Below are 25,065 nucleotides of genomic sequence, written 5' to 3' on the forward strand. Positions count from 1 at the left end.
CGGGGCGCCCCGGATAACGTTTTGGTCGCGTTACACCCCTGTAACACCTTCGTATTGTGAACGCATCGGGCGGCCCGTACCGTGACATTCACGCGCGCGCAAACTGGCGCGCGCGACCTGTTCACACTCCAAGGAGCATCATGGGTGCATTTTCCCGGAGCGCATCGGCGCCCCGCGCGAAGCGTCTGGTCGTCAGCGGCCTCGCGCTCGCCGGCGCCGCCGCGCTCATCCTGAGCGGCTGCGCAACCGACAACGGCGGCGACGACAGCGGCTCGAGCGACAGCCTCGCGCTGAAGATCGGCACGATCCTGCCGCAGACCGGAACCCTGGCCGTCCTCGGACCGCCCGAGTTCGCGGGTGTCGACCTCGCCGTCAAGGAGATCAACGACGCCGACAAGGGCATCTCGATCAGCGTCGAGCACAAGGACTCCGGCGACACCACCACCGACATCGCGACCCAGTCGGCCACCGCGCTCCTCGCGGACGGCGTCTCGGCGATCATCGGTGCCGCTTCGTCCGGTGTGTCGAAGACCTTCATCGACCAGGTGACCCAGGCCGGTGTCGTGCAGCTGTCGCCGGCGAACACCTCGCCCGACTTCACGGACTACCCGGACGACGGCTACTACTGGCGCACCGCTCCGTCGGACGTGCTGCAGGGCCGCATCCTCGGCAACAAGATCGCCGCCGACGGCAAGACCAACGTCGCGATCCTGTACATGAACGACGCCTACGGCACCGGCCTCGAGTCGAACCTCAAGGAGTCGCTCGAGTCGAACGGCGTCACCATCTCGGGTGAGCAGATCTTCGAGCCGGCCTCGACCGACTTCACGTCGGCCATCCAGACGCTCCTCTCGGGCAGCCCCGACGCTCTCGTCGTGATCTCGTTCGACGAGCTCAAGACGATCGCCGAGCAGCTCGCCGGTCAGGGCTTCGACTTCGCCAACCTGTACGGCGTCGACGGCAACTACGGTGTCATCACCCCTGACGACACCAACGTCGACATCGCGGGCGCGCAGTTCACCAACCCGGGCGTGCTGGCTCCGACCGACTTCCAGGACAAGCTCAACAGCGTCGCTTCCGAGCCGCTGACGGTCTTCTCCTACGGTGCGGAGTCGTACGACGGCACGATCCTGATCGCCCTCGCGGCGCTCCAGGGCGGTGCCACCGACGGTGCCACCATCCGTGACAACCTGCAGTCGGTCTCGGAGGACGGCACCAAGTGCACGACCTTCGCGGAGTGCGCCGACCTGATCGCCTCCGGCGAGGACATCGACTACGACGGTGTCTCCGGCCCGATCACGTGGGACGAGAACGGCGACCCGACCGAGGCCTACGTGTCGATCTTCCAGTACTCGACCGGCAACGCGTCGGAGGGCATCGACCAGGTCTACGGCAAGCTCGAGTAAGAGTCACGCCAACCGCTTCGGGGGCTCGGTCCGCAGGGACCGGGCCCCCGTCGCGTGCGCCCGGTGCGATCAGAAGCCGCAGTACTCCTGGAAGAAGGAGTAGAGCTCGGCGCGGAGCGCATCGTCGGAGGCGAGGTAGACGATCCCGGAGTCGCCGTCCGCCAGCTCCACCTCGAGCGGCCAGAACGTGCCGCGCTTGTCCTCCGCGAGGATGTGGGGGTTGCAGTTGCTCGGCACGAGCGCGAGCTCGGCGCTCTGCTCCGCATCGTCGGAGTCGAAGGCCCAGTCGACCGGCCACCCCGGCTGCGCGTCGGCAGGGCGGAACAGGATCGTGCGGTCGATCGTCGGCACGCTCGCCGGCGGGCCGCCGTCGACGGCTCTTCCCGAGATCGTCAGGTACCCGGTCGGGCGCTCCGTCGCGCGGTCGACCCGGAACGGGCCCACCGTGAACGTCGCGGATGCGGCGAGCGCGGCGGAGCGGCAGTCGTCGGCGTGGATGCGGTCCAGCCAGCCGAGCGGATCCGTCGGCACGACGACGCCCTCGGCCGCGCGCCCGTCGACGATCGCGGTGACCGCGACCTCGGCGGTGACCGCCGCATCCGCGTCGCACACGGGTGCCGCGAGCAGCACCGGCAGATCCCGGGTGCTGCCGATCGGCACGTCCTGGCCGCGGTCGTACGCGACCGGCTCCGCGAAGACGGGGGAGCGCAGCTCCACCCGCGTCACGCGCACCTCGTGCGTCGAATCGTTGCCGACCGCCAGCTGCAGCCGTCGCGGACCGTAGTCGAAGCGGTACTGCACGAGCTCGACCGTGACGCCCTCGGGCAGCTCGTCCGGGGCGGGTGCGCACGCGGAGAACGTCCCGACGGCGACCACGATGGCGGTCGCGCCGGCCGACGCCCGCCTCAGGCGCCGGTGCGTGCCTTCTCCTGGTCCGCGGCGAGCGTGCCGAGGTACAGCTCGATGACCTTCGGGTCGTGCATGAGCTCGCGACCGGTGCCGGTGTAGGCGTCGCGCCCGAGGTCGAGCACGTAACCGCGGTCGCAGATCTGCAGGCAGCGTCGGGCGTTCTGCTCGACGATCATCACCGAGACGCCCGCGCGGTTGATCTGCGAGACGTTGATGAAGGTCTCGTCCTGTCGGACGGGCGAGAGCCCCGCGCTCGGCTCGTCGAGCAGCAGCACGCTCGGGTTCATCATGAGCGCCCGCGACATCGCGACCATCTGGCGCTCGCCGCCCGAGAGCGATCCGGCGCGCTGCTTGAGCCGCTTGCCGAGCTCCGGGAACAGGCTCGTCACGAAGTCGAGTCGCTCCTTGTACGCCTTCGGGTTCTGGTAGATCCCCATCTGGAGGTTCTCCTCGATGGTGAGCGTCGCGAACACGTTGTTGGTCTGCGGCACGAATCCGACGCCGCGCGACACGAGCTTGTCGGTGCCGAGCCCGGTGATGTCCGTGCCCTCGAGCTCGATCGAGCCGCCGCGCACGTTGACGAGCCCGAAGATCGCCTTCAGCAGCGTGGATTTGCCGGCGCCGTTCGGCCCGATGATGCCGACCAGCTCGCCCTTCTCGACGTAGACGTTGCATCCGTTCAGGATGTTGACGCCCGGGATGTAGCCGGCCACCAGGTCGGTGGTCTTGAGCACTGTCTCGGTCACGGGGTCACCTCGTCCTTCGCGGCGGGCTTCTTCCTGGGGGTCTTCGCCGGCGTCGCCTCGGCGTCGGGGGTGGCGTGCTCGACGGGGATGCCGGCCGCTTCGGCCTCCTCCTCCGCCTCCTCGCGCACGGCCTCCGAGTCCATCTCCTCGGCGACCTCGAGTCGACCCTCGATCGTGCCGAGGTCGACGTCGTGGTGCGCACCCAGATAGGCGTCGATGACCGCCTGGTCGTTCATGACGGTGCTGGGCGGCCCCTCGGCCACCACCTTGCCCTCCGCCATCACGATCACCCAGTCGGCGATCTCGTTGACCATGTGCATGTCGTGCTCGACGAACAGCACCGTCGTGCCGTCGTCCTTGAGGCTCAGGATGTGCTCCAGCAGCGACTGGGTGAGCGCCGGGTTCACGCCCGCCATCGGCTCGTCGAGCATGATCATCTTCGGGCGGGTCATCAGCGCACGGGCCATCTCGAGCAGCTTCCGCTGGCCGCCCGAGAGCGAGCCGGCGTAGTCGTCGCGCTTCGTGTCGAGCTTGAAGCGGGCCAGGAGCCCCTCCGCCTGCTCGGTGATCTCCGCCTCGCGCCCGCGCCAGAGCGGCCGGATCACGCTAGCGAACACGTTCTCGCCGCCCTGCCCGGTCGCGCCGAGGCGCATGTTCTCGATGACCGTCATGGCCGACAGGGCCTTCGTGAGCTGGAAGGTGCGCACCATGCCGCGGCGTGCGACCTTGAACGCCGGCACGCCGCCGAGCGACTGGCCGTCGAACGTCCACGTGCCGGTGTTCGGCTTGTCGAAGCCGGTGAGCAGGTTGAACAGCGTCGTCTTGCCGGCGCCGTTCGGTCCGATGAGGGCGGTGATCGATCCGCGCGGGATCTCGACGTGCGCGACGTCGACCGCCGTCAGGCCGCCGAAGTGGCGGGAGACGTGATCGGCGACGAGGATCGGATCCTTCTTGGCGCAGCCGGGGGCCGCCTCGCCCGCGAGGATGTCGGAGACGGGGGTCTTCTCAGGCACTGAACAGCGCCTCCTTCTTCTTGCCGAGGATGCCTTGCGGCCGGAAGATCACGAGCAGCATGAGCGCGACGCCGACGATGATGAAGCGGATCGGACCCTGCTGGGTGGTCGCGATCGGCAACCAGCCGTTCGACACCAGCAGCGACAGGACCCCGTCCGAGAGCGAGAGCACGACCCAGAAGATGATCGATCCGAGCACCGGCCCGAAGACCGTCGCGGCGCCGCCGAGCAGCAGGATCGTGTAGAGGAAGAACGTCATCTGGGTGCCGTAGTTGTCGGGCTGCAGCGACCTCGGGAGGATGAACAGGAACCCGCCGAAGCCGCCGATGACGCCGCCGATGATGAGCGCCTGCATCTTGTACTGGTAGACGTTCTTGCCGAGGCTGCGCACCGCGTCCTCGTCCTCGCGGATGCCGCGCAGCACGCGTCCCCACGGGCTCCGGGTCAGCAGCCAGACCAGCAGGCACGCGATCGCGACCATCGCCCAGCCGACGATGATGAGCCACCACTGGGCCGAGGAGTAGGTGAGCACGCCCACGCCCCAGCGGCCGTCGGGCAGCGGGTTGGTGGCCTCGTTGAAGACCCGGCCCGCGCCGTTGATGCCCTCGGAACCGCCCGTGACATCCGAGAACTCGGGCGTCTTGACCGACAGGCGCACGATCTCGGCGGCCGCGATGGTGACGATCGACAGGTAGTCGGCCCGCAGCCGGAGGGTCGGGATGCCGAGGATGAGCGCGAAGACCACCGACACCGCGATGACCATCAGGAAGCCCATCCACACCGGCAGGCCGAAGATCACGGTCGTGACCGCGAACGCGTACCCTCCGAGCGCCATGAAGCCGGCCTGGCCGAAGTTGAGCAGCCCCGCGAAGCCGAAGTGCACGGCGAGGCCGATCGCGGCGAGCGCGTACGCGGCCGTGGTGGGCGAGAAGACCTCGCCGAACGCCAGGGGGATGAAGTTGAAGTCCATGTCCGTCTCCCTTAGCCGATCCGCTCGCGTCGACCGAGGATGCCCTGCGGTCGGAACAGGAGGATGAGGATCATCACGACGAGCGCGCCGACGATCTTGAGGTTCTCGGGGATCCACAGCGTCGACAGGTTCATGAAGACGCTCAGCACGAGCGAGCCGACGAGGGCGCCGAACGCGGTGCCGAGGCCGCCGAGCGTGACCGCCGCGAAGATGAGCAGCAGGATCGCGGCTCCGGTGTCCCACCGCAGGCCCTGGTAGTAGGCGACGTAGACGCCGGCGAGGGCGGCGAGCGCCCCGCCGCCGACCCACACGACCCGGATGACGCGCTCGACGTTGATGCCGGATGCGGCGGCGAGGGCGCGGTTGTCGGAGACGGCGCGCATCGCCTTGCCGATCTTGGTGCGCATGAGCACGAACGCGACGACCAGGAGCACGACGATCGCGAGGCCGGCGCCGAAGACATCCGTGAAGCGCAGGCTCACCGGGCCGAGCACGAGGAACGGCTTCGGGTCGTTCGCGAGCGTCATCCGGTCGGCGCCCCAGATGAACGCGAAGAGGTAGCGCAGCACCAAGGACAGGCCGATCGTGACGATCATGAGCGGGATGAGCTTGAGGCCGCGCCTGCGCAGCGGCTTCCAGAGCACCGCGTCCTGGGTCCAGCCGAAGGCGCCGCCGAGGATCACCGCGATGGGGATGGCGAGCACCGCCGGGAGCCCCAGCAGGTTGCCGAAGGTGAACGCCATGAGCCCGCCGAAGGTGACGAGCTCGCCGTGCGCGAAGTTGTTGAGGCTCGTCGTGCCGTAGATGAGCGAGAGGCCGATCGCGGCGAGCGCGAGCAGCAGACCGAAGATCAGGCCCGTCACGATCTTCTGGATCACGAGACCCGCGATGTCCTGCGAGCTGCCGGTGGATGCACCCGGCGTCTCGGTGGGCGACTCGCTCGCCCCGTCTCCCGTGCCCGAGCCCGTCGCGTCCGGCGCGAAGCTCGGGTCGATGAGGAAGTTCGCGGGCTGGTTCTTGTTGCCGGAGAACACCTGCACGTCGCGGCTGATCGCGTTGGGGCGACCCATGCCCGCCGGGATCGTCGACTCGTCGAGGGTCACGGTGTAGGTGCCGGCGTCCTCGAGGCCGACGATGACCTTGCCGTCGTCGCCGGTCGTGAACGACTCGTCGAAACCGTCACCGGTCACCGAGACGCCCACGCCCGCCACCCCCGCCTTGTCGGCGTTGTTGCGCACCCACACCTGGATGGTCTGGTCCGCGGTGGCCGGATCGACCGGATCGGCGTGCGCGGGCGCGGCGGCGGCGAACAGCGCGAACGCCGTCGCTGCGAAGACGAAGGCCGCGACGAGTGCGCGGCCCAGCCGTGGGACGGCCGCTGTTCGAGCGAGAGCCACGGAACCTCCAAGACTTCGGGGCATGACGAGACCGGGCTGTCCTCGTCGACCTTGACGCTACTTACGCAATGTTGCCTTCGTGTTTCGAACGCATACCGCGTTCGAACAGTATGTTCACCTCTCCGGCATCCGTCCACCGGGGTCGCGTCGGGAATGCGCTTCGGGATCGAACCGTTAAGATGGACTACCGGTCTCCAGCGACGCAGCCGGGCTCCCCTCATCGCGACCCACAGAGGACACCATGGACCAGCCCGATCCGTTCGGATTCGTCGGACTCACGTACGACGACGTCATGCTCCTTCCGGCGCACACCGACGTGATCCCGAGCGAGGCCGACACCTCCTCGCGTCTCACCCGCCGCATCCGCGTGAACGCGCCGCTGCTCTCGAGCGCCATGGACACCGTGACCGAGTCGCGCATGGCCGTGGCGATGGCGCGGCAGGGCGGCATCGGCATCCTGCACCGCAACCTCTCGATCGCCGACCAGGCCACCCACGTCGACAAGGTGAAGCGCTCCGAGTCGGGCATGATCACCAACCCCGTCACCACGACGCCGGATGCGACGGTCGCCGAGGTCGACGAGCTGTGCGGCACGTTCCGCGTCTCGGGCCTGCCGGTGGTCGAGGGCGACGGCAAGCTCGTGGGCATCATCACGAACCGCGACATGCGCTTCGTGTCGCCGTTCGAGAAGGCGTCGACGCTCGTGCGCGACGTCATGACGAAGGCGCCGCTTATCACGGCACCCGAGGGCATCGACCCGGACGACGCGGTCGCGATCTTCGCGCAGCACAAGATCGAGAAGCTGCCGCTCGTCGACGGCGAGGGCCGGCTGCGCGGGCTCATCACCGTGAAGGACTTCGAGAAGACCGAGAAGTACCCGAACGCCACGAAGGACGACGAGGGCCGCCTGCGGGTCGGCGCAGCGATCGGCTTCTTCGGCGACGCGTGGGACCGCGCCGGGGCGCTCCGCGATGCGGGGGTCGACGTGATCGTCGTCGACACCGCGAACGGCGACTCCGCGGGCGTGATCGACATCATCCGCCGCCTCAAGGCCGACCCGGCGTTCGCGCACATCGACGTCATCGGCGGCAACGTGGCCACCCGCTCGGGCGCGCAGGCGCTCGTCGACGCGGGCGCGGACGCCGTCAAGGTCGGCGTCGGGCCCGGCTCGATCTGCACCACGCGCGTCGTCGCGGGTGTCGGCGTGCCCCAGGTGACCGCCGTCTACGAGGCGTCGCTCGCGGCGCGCGAGCACGGCATCCCGGTGATCGCCGACGGCGGCCTGCAGTACTCGGGCGACATCGCCAAGGCGCTCGTGGCGGGTGCCGACACCGTGATGCTCGGCTCGCTGCTCGCCGGCACCGACGAGTCGCCCGGCGACCTGGTCTACGTCGGCGGCAAGCAGTTCAAGAACTACCGCGGCATGGGCTCGCTCGGCGCGATGAGCGACCGGGGCAAGAAGACCTCGTACTCCCGCGACCGCTACTTCCAGGCCGACGTGCCCTCGGATGCGCAGCTGATCCCCGAAGGCATCGAGGGCCGGGTGGCTTACCGCGGTTCGCTCGGCGCCGTGATGTACCAGCTGGTCGGCGGCCTCCGCCAGTCGATGTTCTACGTCGGCGCCCGCACCGTCGACGAGCTGAAGCAGCGCGGCAAGTTCGTGCGCATCACCCCGGCCGGCCTCAAGGAGTCGCACCCCCACGACATCCAGATGGTGGTCGAGGCCCCCAACTACTCCCGCTGAGTCTCTGCTGGCCATAGACATGTCTATGGCCGGGTGGATACCCGCGCGCGGGTGTCCAGGTGTTCGGAATCTTGTCCTTCACCGGCGTCGCGGGCGGGAGTACGTCCACCGTGGTGCGGCGCGGTCCGGAGCGCGCGGACGCAGCCGGGCATCCTCCCGGCATGGTCGATCTCAGCCCGGCTCTCATCTACATCGACGAACTGGTCGCCGCAGGGGAGGATGCGCGAGCGTTCCGGCGCGCTGCCCGCGCGGGTCACTTCATCCGCATCCGCCGGGGCGTCTACGTCGCGCGCGCGGAGTGGGACGCTGCGAGCGAGCGCGAACGCCACATCGCCCGGACCCGCGCGGTCTTCTCCCAGCTCCGGACGGGGTCGCCTGCGCTGGCGGCCGGATACTCCGCCGCCGCGCTCCACGGTGTTCCGGTGCGACGCCGATGGCCGGAGCACGTCACCCTTCTGATGCCGTATCGCGGAGGCGGCACCGCCGAACCCGGCGTGGTCCGGACGTCGGCGCGATGGGATGAACGTCACAGCGCGCTCGTGCGGGGCGTGCCGAGCACCTGCCTCGAGCGGACCCTGTTCGATGTCGTCCTGCTGGACGGCTTCGCGAACGGCGTCGCGACGCTCGATGCCGCGCTTCGGAGCGGTGCGACGGCGAAGGATGCGCTCCGCGACTTCCTCGAGGAGTGGTCTCCCGCCTCCGGCGCCGCGCGGTGCGCGGCCGCGCTCGGGTTCGCGGATGCCGCATCCGAATCGTTCGGGGAGTCTCTCGCCCGCGCGATCATGCACGCACTCGGATTCGTCGCGCCGGTTCTGCAGCACGAGTTCCGCGATGGCGACGGATCGATGCTGGTCGACTTCTGCTGGCCGCAGCTCGGGATCGCGGCGGAGTTCGACGGGAAGATGAAGTACACGCGCGACGAGTTCTCCCGCGGCGACCCAGCCGAGGTCGTCTGGCGTGAGAAGCGGCGCGAGGACCGGTTGCGCCGCCACGTGCGGACGGTCGTGCGGATCGTCTGGGACGATCTCCTCGATCCTCGGCGGCTCGCGCGGCTCCTCGAAGAAGCGGGAGTTCCGAGGAGCAGACAGCGATACGTGCACCTGGATACCGCCTCGCGGGTGTCTTTCGGGGCGTAGACATGTCTAGAACGCCCAACAACTAGGGTGGAGCGGTGAGCGACATCGAGATCGGCCGGGCCAAGCGCGCGCGGCGTGCATACGCCTTCGACGACATCGCGATCGTGCCGAGCCGCCGCACGCGCGACCCGAAGGACGTCAGCGTCAGCTGGACGATCGACGCGTTCACGTTCGACATCCCCGTGCTCGCGGCCCCCATGGACTCGGTCGTGAGCCCCGCGACGGCCATCGCGATCGGCCGGCTCGGCGGTCTCGGCGTGCTCGACCTCGAGGGCGTCTGGACGCGCTACGAGAACCCGGAGCCCGTGCTCGCCGAGATCCGTTCGCTCGCGGCCGACGGCGCCACCGCGCGCATGCAGGAGCTCTACGCCGAGCCGATCAAGCCCGAGCTGATCAAGCAGCGCCTCGCCGAGATCCGCGCCGCCGGCGTGCCGGTCGCCGGCGCCCTCAGCCCCCAGCGCACCCAGGAGCACTCCCAGGCGGTGCTGGACGCCGGCGTCGACCTCTTCGTCATCCGCGGTACCACGGTGTCGGCCGAGCACGTCAGCAAGACGGTCGAGCCCCTCAACCTCAAGAAGTTCATCTACGAGCTCGACGTGCCGGTGATCGTCGGCGGCGCCGCCACCTACACCGCCGCGCTCCACCTCATGCGCACCGGTGCGGCGGGCGTGCTGGTGGGCTTCGGCGGCGGGGCGGCGAGCACGACGCGCACGGGCCTCGGCATCCACGCGCCCATGGCGACCGCGGTCGCGGATGTGGCGGGTGCGCGTCGCGACTACCTCGACGAGTCGGGCGGCCGCTACGTGCACGTCATCGCCGACGGCGGGCTCGGCACCAGCGGCGACATCGTGAAGGCCGTGTCGATGGGCGCGGATGCGGTGATGCTGGGCTCGACGCTGGCCCGCGCCGAGGAGGCACCCGGCGGCGGCTGGCACTGGGGCGCCGAGGCGCACCACCCCGAGCTGCCGCGCGGCAACCGCGTCGCGGTGGGCACGATCGCCCCGCTCGAGCAGGTGCTGTTCGGACCGTCGTCGCACCCCGACGGCCAGGTGAACCTCATCGGCGCGCTGCGTCGGTCCATGGCGACCACCGGGTACTCCGACCTCAAGGAGTTCCAGCGGGTGGAGGTCGTCGTCGCGCCCTACCTGCAGAGCTGAGCGCCCGGACACCCGCCGCGACGGCCGGACACCCGCGCGCGGGTGTCCGGGGTGGCGCAGACATGTCTCCGGCGAACCACCTCGTGCCGACCTAGGGTGGGGAACATGGGTGAGCTGAGTCCTGCGGGGCGGGAGCAGGCGATCGCGGCGATGCGGGAGCGGGAGCTCGACGTGCTCGTCGTGGGCGGCGGGATCGTCGGGGCCGGCACGGCCCTCGACGCCGTCACGCGCGGACTCGGCACCGGGATCGTCGAGGCCCGTGACTGGGGATCGGGCACCTCGAGCCGCAGCTCCAAGCTCGTGCACGGCGGCATCCGCTACCTCGAGCAGCTCGACTTCCGGCTGGTGCGGGAGGCGCTCATCGAGCGCGGCCTGCTGCTGCAGCGGATCGCGCCCCACCTCGTCAAGCCGGTCAAGTTCCTCTACCCGGTCACCACGCCGCTCGTCGAACGGGCCTACATCGGCGCCGGCATGACGCTCTACGACCTGTTCTCGTGGACGGGCGGACGCGAGCCGGGGGTGCCCCACCACCGGCACCTGACCAAGCGGCAGCTGGCGAAGGCGGCGCCCGACCTGCATCCGGATGCCTTCCGCGGGGGTCTCGTCTACTTCGACGCCCAGGTCGACGACGCGCGCTACGTGGCGAGTCTCGTGCGCACCGCGGCCGAGTACGGCGCCCACGCCGCGAGCCGCGTGCAGGTCGAGGGCCTGCTGCGCGAGGGCGCCCGAGTCGTCGGCGTCGAGGCACTCGACCGCCAGTCGGGGGAGCGCTTCGAGATCCGCGCCCGGCAGGTGGTGTCGGCGACCGGGGTCTGGACGGACGAGCTGCAGGAGATGGCGGGCGTGCGGCCGTTCCGCGTGCGGGCCTCCAAGGGCGTGCACCTCGTGGTGCCGCGCGACCGCATCCGCGGCACGATCGGCCTGCTGCTGCGCACGGAGAAGAGCGTGCTGTTCCTCATCCCGTGGGGGCGGCACTGGCTCATCGGCACGACCGACACCGACTGGCACCAGGGGCTCGCGCATCCCGCGGCGACGGCGGCCGACATCGACTACATCCTCGAGCACATCAACACGGTGCTCGCCACCCCGCTCACCCGCGACGACGTGGAGGGGGTCTACGCGGGCCTGCGACCGCTGCTCGCGGGCGAGAGCGACGAGACCTCGAAGCTCAGCCGCGAGCACATCGTGGCCTCACCGGTGCCCGGCTTCGTGGTGGTGGCGGGCGGGAAGCTCACGACCTACCGGGTGATGGCGAAGGACACGGTGGATGCGGTGGCGCGCGGGCTCGATCGCCCGGCCCCCGAGTCGGTGACCGAGCAGCTCGGCCTGACGGGCGCGGAGGGCTACCCCGCCGCCTGGAACCGCCGCGGCCGGATCGCGCGGAAGCACGGGCTCACGGCGGGCGCCGTCGGCCACCTGCTGAACCGCTACGGAACCCACGCCCGCGAGGTGCTCGCCCTCATCCGGGAGCGTCCCGAGCTCGGGCAGCTGCTGCCGGGATCCGAGGACTACCTGGCCGCCGAGGCCGTCTACGCGGCGAGCCACGAGGGCGCTCTGCACCTCGACGACGTGCTCGCCCGACGCACCCGGATGTCGATCGAGGCCTGGGACCGCGGCGTCTCGGCCGCGCCCGTCGCTGCCCGCCTGATCGCCGAGGTGCTCGGCTGGGATGAGGAGCGCATCGCCTACGAGGTCGAGCGCTACCTGGAGCGGGTCGCCGCCGAGCGCGCGAGTCAACTCGAACCCGACGACGCATCCGCCGAACGGGTGCGCCTCGAGGCCCGCGAGGTCTGAATCGGCGCAGCCCGCCCGGATAGGGTGGAGTCGTCCGCGCGCGTGTGAGGAGTTGCCATGGTCGACGTCCGACGGGTCAAGCTCCCCGGCGTGGGGGTGCTGCACACCTTCGTCACGGAGGACGGCGGCAAGGTGGGTGTGATCACGCACCGCTCCGGCGCATCCGACCTCATCTCGTTCGCGGATGCCGAGGACGGCGACGCGCGCAAGGTCTCGCTGCGGCTCGACGACGACGAGGCGCACACCCTCGCGGAGCTGCTCGGCGGCACGCGCATCACCGAGTCGCTGAGCGGGCTCGACCAGATCCCCGGACTCTCGATCGACTGGTTCCACGTCGACTACGACCACCACATCGCCGGCCAGCCGCTCGGGTCGATGACCGAGCGCGGGCTGCCGGGGGTGACGGTTGTGGCCGTCGTGCGCGGCGACTCGGCGAACCCCGGCCCCGACGCCGACTTCAAGGTCTTCCCCGGCGACACCCTGGTGGTGGCGGGGGCACCCGAGAAGGTGGCCAAGGCGTTCCAGTTCTACCGCACGGGCGACTTCAAGGCGCGCTCGGGCGACGCTCCCCCCGGGGAGTAGACGATGGAGCACGGCGGAGATCTGCTTGTCCTGGGCGTCCTGTTCGTCATCGCCTACGTGCTCGGCCGACTCGGCAAGCTGATCGGCCTGCCGTCGATCCCGATCTACATGATCATCGGGCTGCTCGCGAGCCCGCACGTCACCTGGTTCCCGTTGAGCTTCGACTCCCTCGACGTCGAGCTCGTGGCGATCTTCGGCCTCATCTTCCTGCTGTTCACGCTCGGCCTCGAGTTCGACCAGGACGAGTTCTTCGGCAACGCCCGGGCCCTGCTGATCTCGGGCGGCACCCGTCTGCTCATCAACTTCGGCGTCGGGTTCGCGTTCGGGATGATGGTCGGCTGGGGCGGCCGCGAGGCGCTCATCATCGCGGGCATGACGGCCACCTCGTCGAGCGCGATCGTCACGAAGCTCCTCATCGAGCTGCGCCGCCTCGCCAACCGCGAGACGCCCGTGATCCTGGGCATCGCCGTGGTGGAGGACGTCTTCATCGCGATCTACCTCGCGATCGTCTCGGTCGTGATCAGCGGCGAGACGGATGTCGGGTCGATCGTGCTGGAGCTCGCGATCTCGTTCACGTTCCTGGTGGCGATGTTCGCTCTCGCCCGCTGGGGCGGCTCGCTCGTGTCGCGCCTCATCCAGACCCGCGACGACGAGCTGTTCACGATCCTGTTCTTCGGCCTCGCCGTCGCCTTCGGCGGCATCGGCGAGCTGCTGGGGGTCTCGGATGCGATCGGGGCGTTCCTGATCGGGCTCGTGCTCGGCGCCACCCGGTTCCGGGCGCGCATCGAGCAGTTCACGCTCCCGCTGCGCGACGTCTTCGGCGCCTTCTTCTTCCTGAGCTTCGGCCTCTCGCTCGACCCGGCCGACTTCGGCTCGGTCGTGGTGCCCGTGACGGCGGCGGTGGTGCTGACCCTGGTGCTCAACACGGCGGGCGGCCAGCTCATCGCCTGGATCAACAAGCTCACCCCAGCCGAGGGGCTCAACGTCTCGGCGATGCTGCAGAACCGGGGCGAGTTCGCCCTCATCCTCGCGACCCTCGCGTCGGCGGCGGGCCTCGACCCCCGGCTCGTGCCGTTCGCGGGACTCTACGTGCTGAGCATGGCCGTGATCGGACCGGTGCTCGCCGTGAACTCGGAGCGCGCCGGGGCGTGGCTCTTCGGTCGTCGGGGCCGGTCGGCCGTGGCGCCGGACGCCGAACGCGACCGCGCGCTCGCGCTCGCGGAGGCGGCGATGGCGGGCGACCCGCTCGCGGAGGAGGTGGCGGCGGGCGAGCGCCTCGACACCGTGCCGGTGCCGGTGATCGAGGACACGGTTCCGGACGTCGACTCGGCCCTCGAACGCGAGGCGCGTCGCGCCGAGCAGGCGCGCGCGCAGTCGGACGGCCTCACCGAGGACGAGCTGCGCCGCGCACGTGAGGTGGATCCCGAGTATTGACCTGGCAGAGTACTGAGGTGACCGAGCCGCACGCCCCCGACGCGGAGACGCCCCCGCCGCCGACGCTCGCGCAGTTCCTGCGCATCGCGCGGCGCCCGCGCTGGATCGGCGCGCTCGTGCTCGCGATCGCGATCGCGAGCGGCTTCGCCGCGCTCGGCCAGTGGCAGCTCGAGCGCAGCGTCGAGAACGCGACGGTGCCGGAGGTCGCGACCGAGACGCCGGTGCCGCTCAGCGAGGTGGCCGAACCGCAGACGCCGATGACCGACGCGGCGATCGGGCAGCGGGTCACCGCATCCGGAACCGTCGTGGCGGGCGACTTCTCGGTGCTGACGGGCCGCGAGAACGACGGGGTCGCGGGCGCCTGGCTCGTCGCGCACGTCGTCACGGCGGACGGCGACTCGCTCGCCGTCGGCCTCGGGTGGGCACCGGATGCGGACGCGGCGCTCGCCGCCGAGGCGCAGGTGCCGGAGACCCTCGAGGTCGCGGGGCGCTACCTGCCGACCGAGTCGCCGCAGCTCAACGAGGTGGAGAAGGGCGAGCGGAAGGCCATGTCGATCGGCGAGCTCGTGAACCTGTGGGCGGAGCCGGGGCCGGTCTACGCGGGATACGTGGTGCTCGCCGACCCGACGCCCGGGCTCGCCGCGATCCATCAACCCGCGCCCTACCGCGACACGAGCCTCAACTGGCTCAACATCTTCTACGCGGTCGAATGGGTGCTGTTCGCGGGGTTCGCCGTCTTCCTCTGGTACCGCCTGGTGCGCGACGTGTGGGAGCAGGAAGGGCCCGGGCCCCGCGCCTAGACTGGGTGCATGCCCGAAGGCCCCCGCTCCGCCGACATCCCCCGCCTCCGGACGGCGCTCAAGGTCTACCGCGTCTCGGCGGCGATCACCGGCACCTTCCTGCTGCTGCTCGTCGTGATGATGGTGCTGCGCTACGGCTTCGGCGTCGACATCGAGCTCGGCGGTCCCTTCGGATTCCTGGCGCTCACCCCGAAGGACAGCCTCACCGCGATCAACCTGTCGATCGCGATCCTGACCGTGCACGGCTGGCTGTACGTGCTCTACCTCGGCTGCGACTTCGTCATGTGGCGCCTGGCGCGCTACAGCTTCGGACGCTTCCTGTTCATCGCGCTCGGCGGCATCGTGCCCTTCCTCAGCTACTACTTCGAGTTCCAGGTGCCCGCCTACATCGAGGCGCGCATCCGCACCACCGAACAGCCCACGGATGCGGCGGAGGCCGCGGAGGAGGTGAGCGCGTGAGCGAGACCGCTCAGCGCGCCGTGCTCGTCGTCGACTTCGGCGCCCAGTACGCCCAGCTCATCGCGCGCCGCGTGCGCGAGGCCGGCGTCTACAGCGAGATCGTCCCGCACACCATCACCGCCGCCGAGCTGGCCGAGAAGAACCCGGTGGGCATCGTGCTCTCGGGCGGCCCCTCGAGCGTCTACGAGGAGGGCTCGCCGGATCTCGACCCGGGCGTGCTGGAGCTCGGCGTGCCGACGCTCGGCATCTGCTACGGATTCCAGGTGATGGCCCAGCAGCTCGGCGGGGAGGTCGCCAGGACCGGCGCCCGCGAGTACGGGTCGACCGAGGTGCGCCTCGTCTCCGGCACCGACGGCGGCACCCTGCTGGCCGAGCAGCCGATCGAGCAGACCGCGTGGATGAGTCACGGCGACTCGGTCGTGAAGGCGCCCGCGGGCTTCGACGTGCTGGCCGCATCCGAGTCGACCCCGGTCGCCGCGTTCGCGAACGACGACCGCAAGCTCTACGGCGTGCAGTGGCACCCCGAGGTGAAGCACTCCCCGTTCGGGCAGCGGGTGCTCGAGAACTTCCTGCACCGTGCGGCCGGCATCCCCGCCGACTGGAACAGCGGCAACGTGATCGCCGAGCAGGTGGAGCGCATCCGCGCTCAGGTCGGCACGGGTCGCGTGCTGTGCGCGCTCTCGGGCGGGGTCGACTCGGCCGTCGCGGCCGCCCTCGTGCACGAGGCCGTCGGCGACCAGCTGGTCTGCGTGTTCGTCGACCACGGTCTGCTGCGCGCCGGCGAGCGCGAGCAGGTCGAGCAGGACTACGTCGCCTCGACCGGCGTGCGCCTCGTGACCGTCGACGCGCGCGAGCGCTTCCTCACGGCGCTCGCCGGGGTCTCCGACCCGGAGCAGAAGCGCAAGATCATCGGGCGCGAGTTCATCCGCACCTTCGAGGCCGCTCAAGCCGACCTGGTCGCCGAGTTCGCGGCGGAGGGCGACCCCATCCGCTTCCTCGTGCAGGGCACGCTCTACCCGGATGTGGTGGAGTCGGGCGGCGGAACGGGAACCGCGAACATCAAGTCGCACCACAACGTGGGCGGACTCCCCGAGGACCTGCAGTTCGAGCTCGTCGAGCCGCTGCGCACCCTCTTCAAGGACGAGGTGCGCGCGATCGGACGCGAGCTGGGGCTCCCGGAGGCGATCGTGTCGCGGCACCCGTTCCCGGGCCCCGGTCTCGGCATCCGCATCGTCGGCGAGGTCACCGAGGAGCGCCTCGAGACGCTGCGCGCCGCCGACCTCATCGTGCGCACCGAGCTCACCGCCGCGGGCCTCGACGCCGAGATCTGGCAGTGCCCGGTCGTGCTGCTCGCCGACGTGCGCTCGGTGGGCGTGCAGGGCGACGGCCGCACCTACGGGCACCCGATCGTGCTGCGGCCGGTGTCGAGCGAGGACGCCATGACCGCCGACTGGACGCGGCTGCCGTACGAATGGCTCGCACGAGTCTCGAACCGCATCACCAACGAGGTCGCCGGTGTGAACCGCGTCGTGCTCGACGTCACGTCGAAGCCGCCGGGCACCATCGAGTGGGAGTGATCGCGGGGCGGTAACGTCCTGTCTCTCCCCGTTGGGGGGAGACCCCTTCAGGGGACTGCCGCACCTCCGCGCGGGCTCCTACGCTTCCAGGCATGCAGCGGCACGACGACGAAGCGGCGCGCCCCGCGCTCGTCGACGAGACCGGCGCCTGGGCGCCGAGTCCGCTGTTCAGCGCCTTCCTCGGGGCGCTGGGGCTGTCGGGCGCGCTGGCCGTGCATTCGGGTGCCGATGCCTCGGCCCTCGCCGACTTCTTGCTGCTCGCCTCTCTCGTCGCGGGCTCGACGCTCGTGCTGTTCGCGGGCCTCATGATCTGGGCCGCCCGTGCGGGCCAACGGGTCGCGGAGCTCGCGGCCCTCCGGCCCGGAGCCGTCGTGCTCCGCGGTGCGCGGGTGCGGGGCCTCGGCGCCGCGATGCGGCGGCTGCATCCGGATGTCGCGTTCCTCCCGGTCGGGATCACGCTGCTCGCCGACGAGACCGGCTTCGAGCTGTGGAGCGGTTCCCCCGAGCACCCGATCCGCCTGGGCCGCGAGCCCTGGGAGCGGGTCGACGTCATCCGCGTGAGCCGCGTGACCCGTTGGGGGCGGGCCGTCGGCGGCGTCACGCTCGAGGTCCGCACCTGCGCGGGCGACTCGGTCGAGCTGCCTCTCGGGGTGCTGGGTGCGGGGCTCGGCGGTCTCGCCGTGCCGAGCGGCCTGGAGCTCGAGACGATCGTGGCCCGGCTCCGCGACCGCCGCGACGAGTCGGTGCGCGTCTGAGCCCAGACGCGCACGACGGGGACAGCCGGTCGGCCGTCCCCGTCGCGATCGCCCTCAGCGGCTGAGCGCCCGCGGATCCAACCGCATGGCCTTCGCGATGGTGAAGAAGGTGTCGGTCTGATCGCTCAGGCCCACCACCTGGTACGCCCACGGGCCGTAGGCGGCGATGCGCAGCTGCGACCCGGTGTGCTGCTGCGATCCGCCGGCGGCCGCGGTGCCGTACGAGATCCGCAGCGGCGAGCCCTCGACGGTCAGCAGCGTGGTGCCGAGTCCGGGGGTGGCGCCGTCGACGATCTGGCTCGAGTGCGCGTGGTCGGCGGTGACGATCACGAGGGTGTGGCCGTCCTTCTTCGCGAAGTCGAGCGCCACCTTCACGGCCTCGTCGAGGTCCTGGGTCTCGCCGATCTGGCCGCAGGCGTCGGCGGCGTGGTCGCGCTTGTCGATCGAGGCGCCCTCGACCTGCAGGAAGAAGCCCTTCGACTGCTTCGCGTCGAGCAGCGAGATCGCCTTCGACGTCAGGTCGGCGAGCGTCAGGCCGGCGCCCAGATAGTCGGGGTTGGCCTGGCAGGTCTCGGGCGCACCGCCGGACCCGCCGACGGTCGCGACCGAGGGGGCGAAGCGGGTGGGCAGGTTGCCGGGCGCGAAGAGCCCCAGCACGGGCTGATCCTGGTCGGCCACCGTCACCGCCGCGAGGCTCGCGGCGTCGGTCGGCAGCTGGTAGCCGCGTTCCTCGGCCTGCTCGAGCAGGGTCATGCCCTCCCAGTCGCCGGCCTTCGCGGTCTGCGCGAAGGTCGCGGCGCCACCGCCCAGGGTCACGTCGGGGCGGGTGTCGAGCAGCTGCTCGCTGATGGATCCGGCGCCGCCGTTCACGAGCGCGTCGGGGCCGCAGCTGGCCGAGTCGGGGCCGAAGCAGGACCGCTGGGCGACGTGTGCGACCTGCACGGCCGGGGTCGCATCCTGGATCTCGGCGGTCGACACGTCGCCGGTCTTGTAGCCGTTGGCCTTCGCGAGCTCGAGCAGGGTCGCGTGCGGATCCCCGTGGATGTCGACCGAGATCGCGTTGTCGTAGGTCTTGGTGCCGGTCGCCCAGGCGGTACCGGTGGCGGCCGAGTCGGGCACGTAGTCGGGCTTGCCCGCGTAGGGGACGTCCTTGTAGAGGGAGTAGGTCGTGTACTGGCCCGTCGCGGGCAGCGCGTCGATGCCGGCGAGCGTGCCGCCCGCACCGACCAGGTAGTCGCGGGCGATGGTGATCTCGCTGTCGCCCATCCCGTCGCCGATGAGCAGGATGACGTTGTCGACCTTGCCGTCCCGCAGCGACGAGGTGAGGTCGGAGCTGATGCGGGTCTGCGCGGCGTGGCGGGCGGCGCCGCCGAACTGGTCGGGGCTGGGCGAGGGGAGGGCGCCGGCGGTTCCGGCGGCGGTCGCGACGAGCAGCGCCGTGAGCGCGAGCGCGCCGAGGGCGGCACCCGTACGGCGGGCACGGACGGTGGGCATGGTGACTCCTGTCGATGGTGGTGGATGCGGTGGCGTCGACCAGGTCACCAGCGGTGCGCAGCGTCCGGATGAACGGATCGCCCCGCCGAGGTGAACACCCCCCGAACGAGGGGTGGAACGCTCAGTCGGCCCGGATCGTCCGACGGGCGATCAGGCGGGCCACCCAGGCGCCGCCCACCATGGTGGCGCCCACCACGGCCAGGGCGGGCAGCATCCGCGAGTAGTCCTGGCCGACCGCGTCGCCCACCAGCAGGGCGACCGCCGCGACCCCGATCCCGGTGAGGGAGGCGAGCCGCGGCCGGTGCCGCACGAGCAGCCAGAGCAGGTAGGGCAACGCGAGCACGACGAGGAAACGCGGGCCCGCGAGCAGCAGCCACATCGTGAGCGTCGCGGGCGCGACGGCCACGACCCGCCGCCACCCCGCCGACGGGAGGATGCACCACCCGACCACGTGTGCCGCGGTGCCCATCGCGAGCACCCAGAGGGCCTCCGTGTTGGAACCCGCGATCGAGACGCCCCCTCCGACCACGAGCCAGCTGCCCGCCCAGAGCCGGGTCGCATGGTCGCCCCAGCGCAACGGCAGCAGCGATGTCGGCTCGCGCCACGGCGTGCGCGGCGGGCTCGGGCTCATCCTCGGAGCGTAGCTGGATAGGGTGTGCGGGTGAGCGAGCAGCGGCGCCCGTGGGTCATCGGGCACCGCGGGGCGAGCGGGTACCGTCCCGAGCACACCCGGGCGGCCTACGAGCTCGCCTTCGCCCTGGGCGCGGACGCGGTCGAGCCCGACATCGTCGCGACGCGCGACGGGGTGCTCGTGCTGCGGCACGAGAACGAGATCTCCGGCACCACGGACGTCGCCGGCCGCCCCGAGTTCGCCGACCGTCGCACGACGAAGAACTTCGGCCCCGTGACGGTGACGGGCTGGTTCACCGAGGACTTCACCTGGGAGGAGCTCTCGACCCTCCGCGCCGTCGAGCGGCTGCCCGAGCTGCGCCCGCACTCCGCGACCTTCGACGGCCGCTCCCCGATCATGCGGCTCGACGAGCTGCTGCGGCTGATCGCCGACGCCTCGGAGCGGCAGGGCCGCGCGCTCGGGCTCGTGGCCGAGATCAAGCACGCCGTGTACTTCGACGCGATCGGGATCCCGCTCGGCGAGCTCGTCGCGGAGGCGCTCGCCCGCTTCCCCGGTCCGCTCGTGGTGGAGAGCTTCGAGGAGACGGTGCTCGGCGAGGTGCGTGCGCGGGGCGTCGACGCGCGCTACGTGTACCTGCTCGAGGCGAGCGGCACCGCACCCGATCTGCTCATGCGGCTCGGCGCATCCGCTCCCGACTACTCGACCCAGCTCGGTGAGGAGGGCCTCGCCGAGCTCGCGACCCGCGTCGACGGCATCAGCGTCGACAAGGCGCGGCTGCTGAAGCCGGATGCGCGCGCCGGGGTGGAGCTCGTGGATCGCGCCCACCGCCTCGGCCTCGACGTCTTCACCTGGACGCTGCGACCCGAGAACGCCTACCTCACGAAGCCCTTCCGCGCGGGCGACGGCCGCGCGGCGTGGGGCGACTGGCGGGGCGAGTTCGCATCCGTGCTCGCCACCGGGGTCGACGGCGTGTTCGCGGACCATCCGGATCTCGCCGTCGCGGCGCTCGACGGCGACTGAGGGACAACCGCCCCTGGATTCCGGGACGGCGGACGCGGCATCCTGGCCTGCAGAGACCGCGCGACGCGGAAGGATGCAGGAATGAGCGCCCCGGGCGACGCCGCGCGGTTCGACCCGCGATGGGCCCCCGTGCGCCCTCGCCGAACCGCACTCGCGGTGGGGGTCGCGGTCACGGCCGCGTCGTGGGCGCTCGCTCTCGCGGGCGTCGTCGCGGCGACGCTCATCGGGCCCCCGTATCTCGTCGAGGGCGACCTCGCGGTCGTCTACCTCGGATACGCCGTCGTGTGGGGTGCGGTCGCGGGCATCATCGTCGCGCGGGGCGCGCGCCTCGTCGGAGCCATCCTGGCCGTGCAGGGGGTGGGCGCCGGGCTCTCGCTCCTGCTGACCGTGTCGGCGCGGCACGGCGCCGGCGACCCCGCCGTCGACGGGCTCCTCGCTCACCTCGCCGATCGGGCGTGGATACCGGGTGCCCTCGCGAGCTTCTCGATCCTCCCCCTCCTGCTCACGTCGCGGCCGCTCGGCCGCGGGGTGCGCGGCCTCGTCGCGGCGGGGCTCGTGATCGCCGTCGTGCCCGTCGTGCTCGCCCCGTTCCGCCAGCGCGAGGGCGTCGCCGACAACCCGCTCGCGATCGCCGACCCCGTCGCCCAGGAGGTGCTGCGGGCGGTGATCGTCGCGGCCTTCACGGCCGCGGTCGCCCTCGGCGCCGTCAGCCTGGGTGTGGCCGTCTGGCGCCGGTGGGTCGGGCCGCCATCCGATCGACCGGGCCAGGGATGGATCGTCGTGGGCCAGGCGCTGCTCGTCGGGCTCGGATCGCCGATCTTCCTGCCCATCTGGCCCGAGCTGGCGCAGTCCTTCACGCGCGTCTCGCCGCTGGCCCCCCTCGTGGCGCTGCTCTTCATGCCGGCCGCCGTCATCGTCTTCGCCCTCGGCCGCCGCGTCGGAGGCATCGAGGTCGCCGTCAACCGCGCGGTCGTCAACGTGCTGCTGGTCGCCGTGCTCGTGCTCGCCTATTCGGCGATCGCGACGACGATCGCGATCGCCTTTCCCGTCGCGCCGCTGGTCGCGGGGGCGTTCGGGGTGGCGGTGCTGGCGCTCGGCATCGACCCGCTGCGCACCTGGATCCAGAGCCGGGTCGACGAGCTCGTCTACGGAGACGCCGCCGATCCGGCGCAGCTGATGCGCACGCTCGGCGACCGTGTGCCGGACGACGTCGACGTCGACGACCTGCGGGCCCTCGCCGAGGAGCTCCGCTCGGCGCTGCGCCTCGCACGACTGGAGCTGAGCTCGGCGGAATCGAACGGGGTGCGCGTGGTCGCCGGATCGCCCGGCGGCCCTCCGGCGCGCGTCGCATTGCGCGGCTCGTCGGGAGAGGTCGGTTGGATCGAGGCGGCGGCCCCGGGGCGGCAGCGGGTCGATCGCCGCATCGTCCACGTGCTCGACCAGGTCTCCGGAGTGCTCGCGGTCGCGGTGCGGCTCGCCGACATCAACCGGGGCATCCTCGACGCGGGCGAGCGCGCTCGCGAGGTCGGCGCAGAGGAGCGGCGGATGGTGGCCCGCGAACTGGAGACGGGGCTCGGACCGGGACTCGCACGGAGCGCGGATCGGCTGGACGGGGTGCCGGGCCTCGTCGCCGTCGGGGATCCCGCCGCCGCTGCAGAGCTCGCCGGGATCCGCGGGGAGCTGGCCGAGCGGACGACGGAGGTGCGCGACCTGGCCCGCACGCTCCTGCCGGGCGCCCTGGATTCCGGCGACGTCGACCAGGCCCTGCGGGAGCTCGCGGCCCGCTTTTCGAGCGCGCGACTCGAGATCGCGGTCGAGGGTCGTCTCGGCGACGCCGTCCCCGAAGGCCGGGAGGCGGCGGTGCATCACCTGGTCGCCGAGCTCGTGCTGCTGGCGCGGCGGACGCCGGATGCGCGCCTCGCCCGGATCGCGATCGAGGTCGGTCCGCGCGAGGTCCGCGTCGCGCTCACGGTCGACGGTCGTGGGCGGGCGGCCGACGAGGAGCCGATCCTGGGATCCGTGCGCGATCGTGCGGTCGAGCTGGGGGGCAGCCTCGACGACCGGGCGACGGGAGCGCGTCGCGAACTCGTCGTGGAGGTGCCGCGATGAGCCGCCGTCGTGTCGCCGCAGCGGTGTCCCGGATGCTCCTCTGGGCGATCCTGGTGAGCACGGCGATCGCCGCGTACCTCGCCGTCGCGGAGTTGCTCGCGGTCGTCACCGCCTTCGACGAGGTCGTGATCGGCGTCGTGTCGGCGGCGCTCGTCGCACTCCTGCTCCAACGGGTCCGCGGAGGGATCGCGTCGGGCGTCGACCGCCTGGTCCACGGCCCGGGAGGCGATCCGGCGCGACTGCTCGGAAGGCTCGGCGAAAGGGTGGGGGAGTTCGACTCCGGCGCCGAGGGTCTCGCCGGTCTCGCCGCGGCTTTGCGGGCGGCGCTCGGGGTCGCCGCCATCGAGATCGTGCCCGACGAGCACGGCTCGGACGCGATCGTCGTGGGTGAACCCGGCGAGGACCCGACCGTGCTCGAGCTGCGCACCGCAGGCGTCCGGATCGGGGAGCTCCGGGTGAGTCCGCGGCACGGCGAGCGCCTGTCGCGCAGCGCGCTGCGCCAGCTGGAGGAACTCGTCGGCGTCGTCGCGACGGCGCTCCGGTTGGCGCTCGCGAGCGCACGGCTCGGCGATGCCCGGGACGGTCTCGTGGCCGCGCGCCAGGCGGAGCGTCGCACACTGCGACGCGAACTGCACGACGGCATCGGCCCCGCGCTCGCGGGTGTGGGGTTCGGTCTCGCGGCCGTCGACAACCTCCGTGCCACGGATCCGGTCGCGGCCGCCGGACTCGCCACCCGGCTCGCGCAGGACCTGCGAGCGCAACTCGGGGAGGTGCGGCGCGTGGCGCGCAGCGTGCGCGTGGTGGGCACCGGGTTCGAGCTGCCGGTCGAGCTCGTGGAGCTCGGCGCCGACTTCGCCGGGTCCGGCGTCGAGATCGCGGTGGACGCGCCGCCGGCCGTGCGGCTGCCGCCGCACGCGATCCGGCCCCTCTATCTGGTGGCGGCGGAGGCGGTCCACAACGCCGTGCGCCACGCGGCCGCGAGGTCCGTCGCGATCCGGCTCGTCGAGCACTCCGGCGACGTCACCCTGTCCGTCGCCGACGACGGGCACGGCTTCGACCCGGCCGCCGTCGCCGACGGCGTCGGTCTCGCGACCATGCGCGAGCACGCGGTCGAGGCGGGCGCCGAGCTCGCCCTCGACTCCGGTCCGGGGGGCACCCGCATGGTGCTCCGCGTGCCGGGCGGCGCGATCGTCCCCGCATCCACCTCCGCATCCCGGGAGCACACGGAATGAGCACCGCATCCGACCCCATCCGGGTCGTCGTCGTCGACGACCACCCGCTGTTCCGCATCGGCATCATCTCGCTGCTCGAGACCCTCGACGGCGTGCAGGTGGTCGGATCGGCCGAGACGGCCGACGAGGCCGTCGGGGTGGTGCTCGCCGCATCGCCCGCGGTCGTGTTGATGGACCTCGACCTCGCGGCGGGATCGTCGGGTATCGATGCGACCCGGCGGATCACCCGCGAGCGACCGGACATCGGCGTGCTGGTGCTGACGATGCTCGGCGACGACGAGTCGCTCTTCGCCGCGGTGCGGTCGGGCGCGCGCGGGTATCTGCTCAAGACCGCCGCCCCCGACGAGGTGCAGCGCGCCATCCATGCCGTGGCGGCGGGCGACATGCTGCTGGGTGCGGATGTGGCGCGTCGGGCTCTCTCCTACCTCACGGATGCGAAGCGGGCGGGTGGGCGCCCGTTCCCCGAGCTGACCGAGCGCGAGCGCGAGGTGCTCGATCTGGTCGCCCGTGGACAGGACAACCCCACGATCGCGCGCACCCTCGTGCTCACCAACAAGACGGTGCGCAACTACGTGTACGGCATCGCGACGAAGCTCGGCGCACCCGACCGCTCCGCGCTCATCGTGATGGCGCGCGAGGCGGGGGTGGGCGTCGACTAATCCGCTACCCTGGTGTGGTGGTGAATTGAGGACATCCGTCC

Annotated in this window: 22 protein-coding genes; 15 read left to right on the plus strand and 7 right to left on the minus strand. The window is 71.5% G+C overall.

Going from position 1 to position 25,065, the window contains the following annotated elements; translation table 11 throughout:
* The first annotated feature begins 140 nt into the window (after positions 1–140).
* Positions 141–1,406, plus strand: coding sequence for an ABC transporter substrate-binding protein (locus NUH29_RS03915; RefSeq protein ID WP_258797695.1), 1,266 nt, complete (start codon positions 141–143; stop codon positions 1,404–1,406).
* Between the two features lie 69 nt (positions 1,407–1,475).
* Here NUH29_RS03915 and NUH29_RS03920 read toward each other — a convergent pair whose 3' ends face one another.
* From NUH29_RS03920 to NUH29_RS03940, 5 genes are read right to left on the minus strand one after another with little or no spacing between them, the layout of a single operon-like run.
* On the minus strand, positions 1,476–2,282 hold the full coding sequence (locus tag NUH29_RS03920) for a hypothetical protein (RefSeq protein ID WP_258797696.1): 807 nt from the start codon (positions 2,280–2,282) through the stop codon (positions 1,476–1,478).
* Between the two features lie 29 nt (positions 2,283–2,311).
* Positions 2,312–3,061 (minus strand): ABC transporter ATP-binding protein, encoded by a 750-nt coding sequence (locus tag NUH29_RS03925; RefSeq protein WP_258797697.1) that lies wholly within the window; start codon positions 3,059–3,061, stop codon positions 2,312–2,314.
* A complete protein-coding gene (locus NUH29_RS03930; protein ID WP_258797698.1) occupies positions 3,058–4,074 on the minus strand; it encodes an ABC transporter ATP-binding protein in 1,017 nt (338 codons plus the stop codon). The genes NUH29_RS03925 and NUH29_RS03930 overlap by 4 nt, the downstream gene beginning before the upstream one ends.
* The gene (locus NUH29_RS03935; protein ID WP_258797699.1) at positions 4,067–5,044 is read right to left on the minus strand and encodes a branched-chain amino acid ABC transporter permease; all 978 of its coding nucleotides are present in this window, start codon (positions 5,042–5,044) and stop codon (positions 4,067–4,069) included. The genes NUH29_RS03930 and NUH29_RS03935 overlap by 8 nt, the downstream gene beginning before the upstream one ends.
* 11 nt (positions 5,045–5,055) lie before the next feature.
* Entirely contained in the window at positions 5,056–6,441 is a 1,386-nt protein-coding gene (locus NUH29_RS03940) for a branched-chain amino acid ABC transporter permease (RefSeq protein ID WP_258797700.1), read from the minus strand.
* A gap of 241 nt (positions 6,442–6,682) precedes the next feature.
* Here NUH29_RS03940 and guaB point away from each other — a divergent pair, with 241 nt between their 5' ends.
* From guaB to NUH29_RS03990, 10 genes are all read left to right on the plus strand, one after another.
* Positions 6,683–8,185 carry an IMP dehydrogenase gene (gene guaB / locus NUH29_RS03945; protein ID WP_258797701.1) on the plus strand — a complete coding sequence of 501 codons (1,503 nt, stop codon included), beginning with the start codon at positions 6,683–6,685 and terminating at the stop codon, positions 8,183–8,185.
* Between the two features lie 161 nt (positions 8,186–8,346).
* Positions 8,347–9,321 carry a hypothetical protein gene (locus NUH29_RS03950; RefSeq protein ID WP_258797702.1) on the plus strand — a complete coding sequence of 325 codons (975 nt, stop codon included), beginning with the start codon at positions 8,347–8,349 and terminating at the stop codon, positions 9,319–9,321.
* A 35-nt stretch (positions 9,322–9,356) separates the two neighbouring features.
* Positions 9,357–10,478 carry a GuaB3 family IMP dehydrogenase-related protein gene (locus NUH29_RS03955; RefSeq protein WP_258797703.1) on the plus strand — a complete coding sequence of 374 codons (1,122 nt, stop codon included), beginning with the start codon at positions 9,357–9,359 and terminating at the stop codon, positions 10,476–10,478.
* 105 nt (positions 10,479–10,583) lie between these two features.
* A complete protein-coding gene (locus tag NUH29_RS03960) occupies positions 10,584–12,272 on the plus strand; it encodes a glycerol-3-phosphate dehydrogenase/oxidase (protein WP_258797704.1) in 1,689 nt (562 codons plus the stop codon).
* A gap of 57 nt (positions 12,273–12,329) precedes the next feature.
* The gene (locus NUH29_RS03965) at positions 12,330–12,854 is read left to right on the plus strand and encodes a cation:proton antiporter regulatory subunit (RefSeq protein ID WP_258797705.1); all 525 of its coding nucleotides are present in this window, start codon (positions 12,330–12,332) and stop codon (positions 12,852–12,854) included.
* Between the two features lie 3 nt (positions 12,855–12,857).
* A complete protein-coding gene (locus NUH29_RS03970) occupies positions 12,858–14,288 on the plus strand; it encodes a cation:proton antiporter (protein WP_258797706.1) in 1,431 nt (476 codons plus the stop codon).
* A gap of 17 nt (positions 14,289–14,305) precedes the next feature.
* A complete protein-coding gene (locus NUH29_RS03975) occupies positions 14,306–15,088 on the plus strand; it encodes an SURF1 family protein (protein ID WP_258797707.1) in 783 nt (260 codons plus the stop codon).
* Between the two features lie 9 nt (positions 15,089–15,097).
* On the plus strand, positions 15,098–15,547 hold the full coding sequence (locus tag NUH29_RS03980) for a DUF3817 domain-containing protein (protein ID WP_258797708.1): 450 nt from the start codon (positions 15,098–15,100) through the stop codon (positions 15,545–15,547).
* A complete protein-coding gene (guaA, locus tag NUH29_RS03985; protein WP_258797709.1) occupies positions 15,544–17,124 on the plus strand; it encodes a glutamine-hydrolyzing GMP synthase in 1,581 nt (526 codons plus the stop codon). The genes NUH29_RS03980 and guaA overlap by 4 nt, the downstream gene beginning before the upstream one ends.
* Positions 17,125–17,216: 92 nt before the next feature.
* Positions 17,217–17,879 (plus strand): hypothetical protein, encoded by a 663-nt coding sequence (locus tag NUH29_RS03990; protein ID WP_258797710.1) that lies wholly within the window; start codon positions 17,217–17,219, stop codon positions 17,877–17,879.
* 54 nt (positions 17,880–17,933) lie between these two features.
* On the opposite strand, the gene phoA is transcribed toward NUH29_RS03990, so the two are convergent.
* The gene (gene phoA, locus NUH29_RS03995; RefSeq protein WP_258797711.1) at positions 17,934–19,373 is read right to left on the minus strand and encodes an alkaline phosphatase; all 1,440 of its coding nucleotides are present in this window, start codon (positions 19,371–19,373) and stop codon (positions 17,934–17,936) included.
* Positions 19,374–19,494: 121 nt separating this feature from the next.
* Positions 19,495–20,004: a hypothetical protein gene (locus NUH29_RS04000; protein WP_258797712.1), complete on the minus strand. Its 510-nt coding sequence runs from the start codon at positions 20,002–20,004 to the stop codon at positions 19,495–19,497.
* A 30-nt stretch (positions 20,005–20,034) separates the two neighbouring features.
* Here NUH29_RS04000 and NUH29_RS04005 point away from each other — a divergent pair, with 30 nt between their 5' ends.
* The 4 genes from NUH29_RS04005 (at position 20,035) to NUH29_RS04020 (ending at position 25,024) form a co-directional block, all read left to right on the plus strand.
* Positions 20,035–21,024 (plus strand): glycerophosphodiester phosphodiesterase family protein, encoded by a 990-nt coding sequence (locus NUH29_RS04005; RefSeq protein WP_258797713.1) that lies wholly within the window; start codon positions 20,035–20,037, stop codon positions 21,022–21,024.
* A gap of 81 nt (positions 21,025–21,105) precedes the next feature.
* The gene (locus NUH29_RS04010; RefSeq protein ID WP_258797714.1) at positions 21,106–23,133 is read left to right on the plus strand and encodes a sensor histidine kinase; all 2,028 of its coding nucleotides are present in this window, start codon (positions 21,106–21,108) and stop codon (positions 23,131–23,133) included.
* Positions 23,130–24,365, plus strand: a complete 1,236-nt coding sequence (locus NUH29_RS04015; RefSeq protein ID WP_258797715.1) for a sensor histidine kinase — start codon at positions 23,130–23,132, stop codon at positions 24,363–24,365. The genes NUH29_RS04010 and NUH29_RS04015 overlap by 4 nt, the downstream gene beginning before the upstream one ends.
* Positions 24,362–25,024 carry a response regulator gene (locus tag NUH29_RS04020; protein WP_258797716.1) on the plus strand — a complete coding sequence of 221 codons (663 nt, stop codon included), beginning with the start codon at positions 24,362–24,364 and terminating at the stop codon, positions 25,022–25,024. The genes NUH29_RS04015 and NUH29_RS04020 overlap by 4 nt, the downstream gene beginning before the upstream one ends.
* The last annotated feature ends 41 nt before the right edge of the window (positions 25,025–25,065 follow it).

The organism is Protaetiibacter mangrovi (assembly GCF_024752305.1).
Lineage (GTDB): Bacteria > Actinomycetota > Actinomycetes > Actinomycetales > Microbacteriaceae > Homoserinibacter > Homoserinibacter mangrovi.